This is a genomic window from Streptococcus sp. DD11 (assembly GCF_001578865.1).
Lineage (GTDB): Bacteria > Bacillota > Bacilli > Lactobacillales > Streptococcaceae > Streptococcus > Streptococcus panodentis.
In genome coordinates this window covers 224,829-232,861 of record NZ_KQ969393.1, presented here as the reverse complement: position 1 = coordinate 232,861, position 8,033 = coordinate 224,829, and the positions used below count along the sequence as shown (strand labels likewise).

8 protein-coding genes are annotated in these 8,033 nt (G+C 48.5%); 1 reads left to right on the top strand and 7 read right to left on the bottom strand.

Translation table 11 applies throughout. The features are described 5' to 3' along the window. Positions 1–303 (bottom strand): TetR/AcrR family transcriptional regulator (locus STRDD11_RS04415; RefSeq protein ID WP_164828372.1); only part of this gene is annotated, 303 nt, incomplete at its 3' end. A 156-nt stretch (positions 304–459) separates the two neighbouring features. Between STRDD11_RS04415 and STRDD11_RS04410 the strand changes: the two genes are divergently transcribed. After that, on the top strand, positions 460–1,407 hold the full coding sequence (locus tag STRDD11_RS04410; RefSeq protein WP_128835796.1) for a hypothetical protein: 948 nt from the start codon (positions 460–462) through the stop codon (positions 1,405–1,407). Between the two features lie 299 nt (positions 1,408–1,706). On the opposite strand, the gene STRDD11_RS04405 is transcribed toward STRDD11_RS04410, so the two are convergent. The 6 genes from STRDD11_RS04405 to STRDD11_RS04375 form a co-directional block, all read right to left on the bottom strand. Further along, positions 1,707–2,765 carry a linear amide C-N hydrolase gene (locus STRDD11_RS04405; protein WP_164828371.1) on the bottom strand — a complete coding sequence of 353 codons (1,059 nt, stop codon included), beginning with the start codon at positions 2,763–2,765 and terminating at the stop codon, positions 1,707–1,709. Between the two features lie 493 nt (positions 2,766–3,258). Next, positions 3,259–3,678 (bottom strand): DUF3021 domain-containing protein, encoded by a 420-nt coding sequence (locus STRDD11_RS04400; RefSeq protein WP_128835790.1) that lies wholly within the window; start codon positions 3,676–3,678, stop codon positions 3,259–3,261. 9 nt (positions 3,679–3,687) lie between these two features. After that, positions 3,688–4,143, bottom strand: coding sequence for a LytTR family DNA-binding domain-containing protein (locus STRDD11_RS04395; RefSeq protein WP_128835787.1), 456 nt, complete (start codon positions 4,141–4,143; stop codon positions 3,688–3,690). A 25-nt stretch (positions 4,144–4,168) separates the two neighbouring features. Next, positions 4,169–5,035 carry an ABC transporter permease gene (locus STRDD11_RS04390; RefSeq protein ID WP_128835785.1) on the bottom strand — a complete coding sequence of 289 codons (867 nt, stop codon included), beginning with the start codon at positions 5,033–5,035 and terminating at the stop codon, positions 4,169–4,171. A gap of 2 nt (positions 5,036–5,037) precedes the next feature. Continuing rightward, positions 5,038–5,901, bottom strand: coding sequence for an ABC transporter ATP-binding protein (locus STRDD11_RS04385; protein WP_128835780.1), 864 nt, complete (start codon positions 5,899–5,901; stop codon positions 5,038–5,040). 150 nt (positions 5,902–6,051) lie between these two features. After that, a complete protein-coding gene (locus tag STRDD11_RS04375; RefSeq protein ID WP_128835778.1) occupies positions 6,052–8,028 on the bottom strand; it encodes an FtsX-like permease family protein in 1,977 nt (658 codons plus the stop codon). Positions 8,029–8,033 lie beyond the last annotated feature (5 nt).

The window sequence follows — 8,033 nt, the reverse complement described above, 5'->3', positions numbered from 1 at the left end:
CTTGTTCCACTCAGCCAGAATTTTATTGGGCGAAATCAACTCAAAAGTCACTGCAAAGAGCTGTTCAACAACCGCTTCAGGCTTGTCCTGCCAATTCACGCGCTGCATCGTTTCTTCTCGTATGCGGCTGTTCTCCGCCACATAAACATCCAGAAAAACAGCTTCTTTGGACTCATAATACTTATAAAAGGATCCTACAGCCATATGGCTTCTTTTAGCTATATCAGAAATCCCAGCGGCCTTGTAGCCTTTTTCGGCGAAGACTTCCCTCGCTGCAGCCAGCAATTCTGCCTTTTTCTCCATCTCCTCTGCCCTGCTTTCTGATTATTTGAATGAATCATTTTTTCTATTCATTCATATTATAACACCCTATTTACATTTGTCAAGCAATTATGTTATACTAGAGTCGTTAGGGTACTTTGAATTTCAAAGAATCCAGATTAAATTGGAGGTTTACTCATGCTTAAAGAACAACGCAACAAGGGAATGGTTGCTCTGGTGATTGTCGCTGCACTCTTTCTCATTCCAGCAGTTACTTTCGGCTACATGCTTTACAGCGAGGCCAATCCTAAGACTGCCTATGCCGGAGACAGCACCAAGACCAGTGATGAAACGGTTTATGTTGATGTTTACAACATTTCCGAGCAGCCTGTTATTGATGTTGATGACAATACGGAGGTTTGGCTGATTCAGTACAAGGATGGCTATTCCGCTCTCCAAGCCAAAAAGAATGACTCACAAGTCGCAGACATTGTCCAAAAGGCCCAAAAGGGGGAATTAGCTGACAAACCCGTCCGCGTGATCGGCCAATATATCAGTTCAAACTCCAAAACAAAGGACAGAATCAGCAATTACAGCAGCCTCATCCGCAGCGTAGGCGCTGAATTTGACGGAGTGTCAAACTATTTAGCTACGGATACCTATGTTTCCATTTCCCGCTACCAAGCCAGCAGTTTTGAGCATACCTGGATGCTGCTCTTCATGGTCGGAATCAGTATTTTATTTATCATTTTGGGGATTATCGGCCGCAGGAAGAACATTCAGGCCTACGATGAAATCTATGCAGTCTATCCGGAAGCCAAGGACAACCTCAATATTCTGCTGGAAAATGCCAGCTACCATGATGAGGTGCTGAAGATTATCATCTACAAGCACCATTTGATTAGCTATTACAATGGCTTTAAGGCAGTTGATCTGAATGACGTGGTCCATCTCTACCACCATATCATAACCATGCGCCGCAGCTTTGTTGTCTCAAACAGAAATTCAACCCTGATTGCTATCCGTTCCAATAACAAGAAATACCAAATGCCTATCAAAAACATTGGCAAAACAACAGATACCAAACTCCAGTCAACCTTTGACTACCTCTACAACCACTTCCCGCACATCAGACTGGGATTCTAGTCTAAAAATTTCTGTCCTGTAAATACAGATTCTAACTGCATCCCCCTGAGCATGACTCAGGGGGCTATTTTTATATATGCGCGGCGGAATCTTGATATCACCCTAATCTTCAAGAGTTTGGCAGATACAGATTCGCTTTCCTTCCAGATTGAGATATACCAATAAAAAATAGATTTTTTTCATTCCCTTCTCTTTTCTCAATCCTTAACAGCAAATGCAATGCTTCTGAAAATCATTTTACAAAAGATTCTAAACATAGGCAGCTTCCTCTCTGTCTCTTGTTTCCTTTTATGGTCTTATTAGGCCCGCCCCCAAAGCCTGCGGAGAGACTGCATCAATGCGCCCTTCCTGCGGAAGGTCTGGGGATAGGTGCTGAGCCAGTCGAGGACTTGACTGGGCAGATCTGGCGCAAGCTGAGAATAGCTCTGTGCTATCATAGAGCGGTTGAGGGCCGGATCAAAAGGCTGCAGGGCCTGACTAAGATCGCCTGCCTGACTGGTCTCGATATCCAGCATAGAAATCCTCTGGTAACGCTCTGCCATTTTTTCCAAAGAAAAGACTTTAAGAGCCGGGTGGTCATAGGTCTTGAGGTAGACCTGCTTCTGCTGGCTGTCGTAGACGATCGACCAGTAGGTGTAGACAGGAACCTCCTCCTGCAGCATGAAGTTAAAGCCGATATTATCCTCTTGATTGAGAAAGGCCACCCGATTCAGATAATCAAAAGCCTGATCAACATCAGCCGTCTGTTCCTTATCCCTTGCAAAATCAGCCATCAGGCTAGCATAGCGGCGGACAGACAGGTCCCGGTCCTTGTCAATGGTCTGGGGCGGATCTTGGGCCTCCTGCTGGGTGCGCTCCAGATTGGTATTGGTCAGGACATGAAAATCCTGATCATCATGCAGGACTGGCTGACCATCGGCAAATTCGACAATCAGAGACTGGCCGCTGGCATCGGCCAGGGTATAGTGGAGCGGCATGAACTGGGCAAAGGGCAGGGTCTCAGGCAGATGGTCTCGGACCTCCGCCACGGTCGCAAAATTGTCCAGCTGGTACTGGACCCACTGGAGCTCGCTGAGCCCGCTGCTGGCTTCCTCTTCTGGAAAAATCCCATCCTCGTCAAACATAATGGCCGCAACCAGACCCTGGTCATTCATGCCACCCGTGGGAAACTCACAGCCAAACTGGTTAAAAGTCAGGCTGTTAAAGGAGCTGAGCCAGGTCAGGGGCTTTTGCGGCGGCTGGACCGGCGTGTATTTCTTCAGATCCTTGGGATTGAAAACGATAGAGCCGTGACCAAAGTAAAAATCATAATTTTGACCGACCAAGTGGTCCTTGTTAAGTGAAAAAGTTGTACACATATTTTCCCCTCTCATTTAAAATAAGCTTGCCCTGATGATAACAGGCTAAGGAGGAAAAATCCCGGCTTTTTCCATAAACGGTCCTGACAGAGAGATAAGCGGTTGAAATGCAGGGATGGCATCATCTCTTGACTTCTGTACAGCTGGGTGTGCGGGGCTGCTTCCTTACAATCACATTAAAAAATCAGATTCCTCTCGAAATCTGATTACTATTATTTATTTTTATACTCAAAGAAAATCAAAGAACAAACTAGGCAGGAGCAGACATGATGGCAAATAAATTGCTCATCATGTCACGAGCAATCCTAGTGGACTTGCTCTAACTCCCGCACTAACTGTTTGTTTTGAAAATAATCGTTTCAAAACAAACAGCGTCGAAAACAAGCCGCAGGCTGCTCAGATAGTCCGGGGGCTATTTGAGGTTGCAGATAAAAGACCGATAGGAAGTGTCAAAAGTACGGCAAGGCGCCGTTGACATAGTTTGAAGAGATTTTCAAAGAGTATTAGCTTTATTTTTCCGACGTTTTGCCAGAGCGTCATTAATCTTTCGGGTCTTAAGGGCAGAGTCCACATAGACCAGCAGCCAGACGAAGAGATAGATAAGGACAAAAGACAGCCCGAAACTCCAGCTGAAAACTAAATCTCCCCAGCCATTGTAGACCATCATGCCGGCTGCCAGACCAGCTGTTCCTATAAAATGAAGGAAACGGAGAATGGGAAAAGGGACGCGGTCCGATGCTTCAAAGATGAGCGTCAAGAGACCAGCTAGGCCAGACATCACGAGAACACTGATGATATTGCCATGAGAAAGGGGTGATTTTTGGATAGAGAGGAGCAGGGCTAGCAAGTAAACCAAGCTGCCCGTTCGCAAGCCGCTTTGAATAGCGGAAATCATTTTTTTCAGATAATTCATAGTTCCCTCCTAAATGCCCAGATAGTCCATCAAGAGCTTGACATAGCGGCGGCTGACTTCGGTTTTGATATTATTGGTCAGCTTGGCTGCCATATTGCCCGAAAAGCTGTCAGAAAGGGATTCCAGATGGTCGATGTTGATGACGGCATGCCGGGAAACCTGGATGAAATTGCGGCTATTGAGCCGGTTTTGAAAACGGGTCAGGGTCTCTGTCGTGGCATAGACGCCCTCAGTGCTGTAGATCATCAGCGTGGTCTGGTTGATGTCCGCTAGGATAATGTCCTCAGTCTTTAGCATGACCAGCTTATCATCTGACTTGATGGGCAGGACTCCGCTGGGGCCGGCCTTATACTGGTCCAGATAGTCCATGATATCCTTGGCCTGGCCAGCCAGCTGATCCGCTCTCACGACCACCAGCGGGTCGCTGGAGGAAATATGGGAATCCTCTTCAAATTTTGTCCGCAAGCCTGGTCCTCCTCTTTCCGACTTTTTATACTCTTACTTTCACGCGCCGATTCAGCAGCAGGTTTTGCCCGCCCCAGATCAAGGCCGCTGCGAGAATCACTACCCCCACTATATAGAAAGTCTCCTGGCTTGTCAAGAGCCCCTGCCAGTCCAGCCGGATGCCCATGAGTTTTTCAAACTCCGGCCGGAGCTGACTTTTGCCGGCAAAGACCTCAGCCAGAGCCCCCTTCATCAGGACCTGCCTGAAGAGGGAAGCCATATAGGTAAAGGGAGTGAGTTTCATAATGGTTTGGGCCAGATTAGGCAGGACGCCGATGGGCATATAGGTCCCCACCAGAAAACCAGAAGCCGCGCCCATAACCGTCGCAAACCTGCCCAAAGAATCCACTGACTTAAAGAAGCGAACCAGCAAGGCATTAAGAAGACTAGCTAATATGCTGTTGGCCAGCATGAGGAGAGCCAACTGGGGCAGGAGACCCCAGTCAAAGGAAATCTTGTCCGCCAGCATAAAGTAGGTCAGCATAAAAGCAAACATGAGAACCTGCATGACAAAGCCAATAATCAGGCTGCTGATCAGATAGCTGAGCTGTAGGCCCCATTGGCCCAAGTCCGTGATAAAGAGGTCATCCGTGACCCTGCGCTCCCGGTCCTCGACCTGCCGGGCAAAGGCAGACAGGGTGGTGGTCAGACCTGCAACAGCCAAAACCCCGCTCATCAGCCAGAAGTCCAACATCTCCGTTGCATGGCTGCTGGCATCCCAATGACCTTTCATATTATTTCGCAGAAAGATCAGATAAAGGACAAAGGGAATCAGGGCTCCCAGAAGGGACAAAATCACTCCGCTGCGGTTGCGGAAATAAAGCAGAAAATTGCGTTTGATTAATGCTGACATTTTTAGCGTACCTCTCTTCCTGTCAGGGCCATGAAGGCATCATCCATCGTGCCGGGCTGGTATTCAAATTCATCAATATAAGGAGCAGCCTGATTGAGCAGATTCAGGGTCTGCTGGGTGGTCTCAGGATAAAAGAGCAGCTCATCCTCTCCAGCTTCCTTGCAGTCATAAGCCGCCAAGAGCTCCTTCAAAAGGGGAACCTCCCGACTCAGAATCCGCAGACAGCTGCGGGCATAGTCCCGCTTGATTTGGTCGGCAGAACCCTCCGCAATGACTTGGCCGTGATCCACGATGTAAATCTTATCCGCATCATCCGCTTCATTGAGATAATGAGTCGTTAGGACCACTGTCATCTTTTCTTCCCGCTGCAGCTCTCTCAGCAAATCCCAAATGCTGGATCTAGTCTGAATATCCAGGCCTGTGGTCGGCTCATCCAGAAAGAGCAGGTCGGGACTGTTAAGCAGGGCCCGGGCAATGTCCACCCGCCGCTTCTGGCCGCCAGAGAGTGTGCCGTAGCGCTGGCTGGCAAAGGAAGCCAGCCCCAGCTGGGAGATGAGTTTTTCCATTTTTCCGGCTTGCACATTTTTATACTGCTTGGCTCTGATCTGCAGATTTTCCATGACGGTCAGCTGATCATCCAGAACGCTGTTTTGGAAAACCACGCCCAGCTTGATCTGGTCCGCATAAGCAATCTGCCCTGACGTCGGCTGCAAGAGCCCTATCAGCATTTGAATAGTCGTGGACTTGCCTGCTCCATTAGGGCCCAAGACAGCCGTAAAACTGCCAGCCTCAATTTCCAGATTCAGACCATTGACGGCCACCTTGCCGCCATAAACTTTTGTCAGATTTTGCGTTTGAACTAACATGATATTCTCTCCTCTTCTTTACTTCTGAGACTATGATAGCAAGTTCTTTTTTGAAAAATCTCAGCTTTTTGGACAAGCGGTAAAATGAGGGAGATGAGAGGTAAAAATCCAGACATCAAAAAATCCCCGACCAGAGGTCAGGGAAGCTTATTAGCGGGCGACAATCCTGCGATAGCTTCTGGAAGTCAGAAGAAAGACCAGGATATAGGCCAGCAGGAAAATACCGCAGGTACCGATGGTAATCTGAATCAACAGCGGAACGTTGGTCACGCCCAGCAAGGCCACAATCAGCCGCAGCATGTGAAAGGCTGCCGCAATGTGACAGAAGGCAAAGATAAGAGGCAGGAAGAAGACGGTCAAAATCTGCTTTCGAATCGTGCTCTTGGTCTGCTTTTCATCCAGACCGACCTTTTGCAGGATGACAAAACCTTCCCGGTCCTCGTAGCCTTCAGAGATTTGCTTGTAATAAATAAGCAAAACAGCTCCTAAAAGGAAGATGATAGAAAGAAAGACACCGATGAAGAGAAGGGTTCCTACCAATCCCTTGTACTCGCGCTCAATTGATGCACGGACCGTCACGTTAAAGTTCCCGCCGCCTTGAGCCTCTGACAGCTCTGCCAGCTGGTTTTGGCTGGCTGTCTGGAATGTCTGGTTTTCCTTGGTCTCAGATTGGATGCCCATATAGTAGCTATAGCCCGTCTGAAGACCGACCTGGTTGATGTCGTTGACCACCATATAGATGTTTTTATCCGACACCATGGCATAGTCTACCGGTAGCTGTCCGTAAGTAAAGTTCTCGCTCAGGACTTGCTTGATCTTCCAGTCCTTGTCATTGACACGCAGGGGCTGATCTTGTTGGAAGGAAACATTTTTCGCATAAATCGCTGCTTCATCATCTGCCAGCTCCAGCGACTGGCCTGTCATTTTTTCATAGTCCTCACGATTGACCAGCATCAGGATACCGGCTGCACTCGAGATGAGGCTCGCATCTACTTTGTCCGTCGCAGTCAGCTGATTGCCAGACAGCTGGGTCAGATAGGTCAGCTGATAGAGATAATCTGTATAGCTCGGGTCTTTGAGGCCGGCTTCCTGAGCCAGGCTCTTGACCTTTTCTGAAAAGCTGGAAACTTCTTCTGGCTTACTCAAGCCCAGACTGATATTGTAATCTTTTGGGTAGAGACCGTTGAGATAGTCCTGTCCGCCAATGTAAATGTTGAGCGTTCCCACCAGCGTCACGAGCAGCATGGTGGACAGGATAGAAATGGTCGCCAGCCCTGCTGCGTTCTTGCGCATGCGGGAAATGAGATTGGACACAGAGATGAAATTCTCCGTCTTATAATAGTAGCCCTTGCGCTTCTTGAGGAAATTCAAGAGCGTAATCGAGCCTGCATTAAAGAGCAGGTAGGTCGCAAAAATGACCATGAGCACCGCCCAGAAAAAGATGACCAAGGCCGATACAGGATGTGTCACCGTCAGGGCGATATAGTAGGCTGCTCCCATCAGGCCCAGACCCAGAATGGTCTGCAGCAGCAGGAAACGCCCCTTCTTCTCCCCAGCTTTCTTTTCCTTGACCAGATGCAGCGAGCTGTAGCGCAGGAGGCGGGTCGAGTTGAGCAAGAGGATAACGCCAAAGGCAAGGCCCAGGCTGATAAGAACCAGCAGCACATTGCTCCATTGAAAGGTCGAGGCAATCACCACCTGCATGCCCATAAACTTCTGCAAGAGCGCATAGAGCATCTTGTCCAAAATAAGCCCCAAGCCCAGCCCCAGGCCGACTGTCAGCAGGGCAAAGTAGAAAAGCTCAAAAAAAGTCATGACCAGCAGGTGCTTTTTCTCCATGCCCAGCAGGCTGTAGACTCCCAGCTCTCGGGAGCGGTTTTTCATGACAAAGCTATTGGCATAGGTGATGAGAATGAGAACAGCGATCTGAATGACCCAGATCCCGAACTGCAGGGTCGAACGCGCCGCCGCACCGCCATAGGAAGCCTCCATATTGGAACTGTAAGCCAACGAGACAAAGCTGTAGAGAATGGCCGTTGCCACCAGCGTTGCCAAAGCAAAAGGATAGTAAAGACTGCGGTTTTTGACCAGATTAGAAAAAGCCAGTTTACTAGTTAGTTTGAACATAATCT

Excerpts from the sequence above, each read along its gene's own strand:
- STRDD11_RS04410 (WP_128835796.1), top strand. The coding sequence starts at position 460 with ATGCTTAAAGAACAACGCAACAAGGGAATGGTTGCTCTGGTGATTGTC.
- STRDD11_RS04405 (WP_164828371.1), bottom strand. The coding sequence starts at position 2,765 with ATGTGTACAACTTTTTCACTTAACAAGGACCACTTGGTCGGTCAAAAT.
- STRDD11_RS04400 (WP_128835790.1), bottom strand. The coding sequence starts at position 3,678 with ATGAATTATCTGAAAAAAATGATTTCCGCTATTCAAAGCGGCTTGCGA.
- STRDD11_RS04390 (WP_128835785.1), bottom strand. The coding sequence starts at position 5,035 with ATGTCAGCATTAATCAAACGCAATTTTCTGCTTTATTTCCGCAACCGC.
- STRDD11_RS04385 (WP_128835780.1), bottom strand. The coding sequence starts at position 5,901 with ATGTTAGTTCAAACGCAAAATCTGACAAAAGTTTATGGCGGCAAGGTG.
- STRDD11_RS04375 (WP_128835778.1), bottom strand. The coding sequence starts at position 8,028 with ATGTTCAAACTAACTAGTAAACTGGCTTTTTCTAATCTGGTCAAAAAC.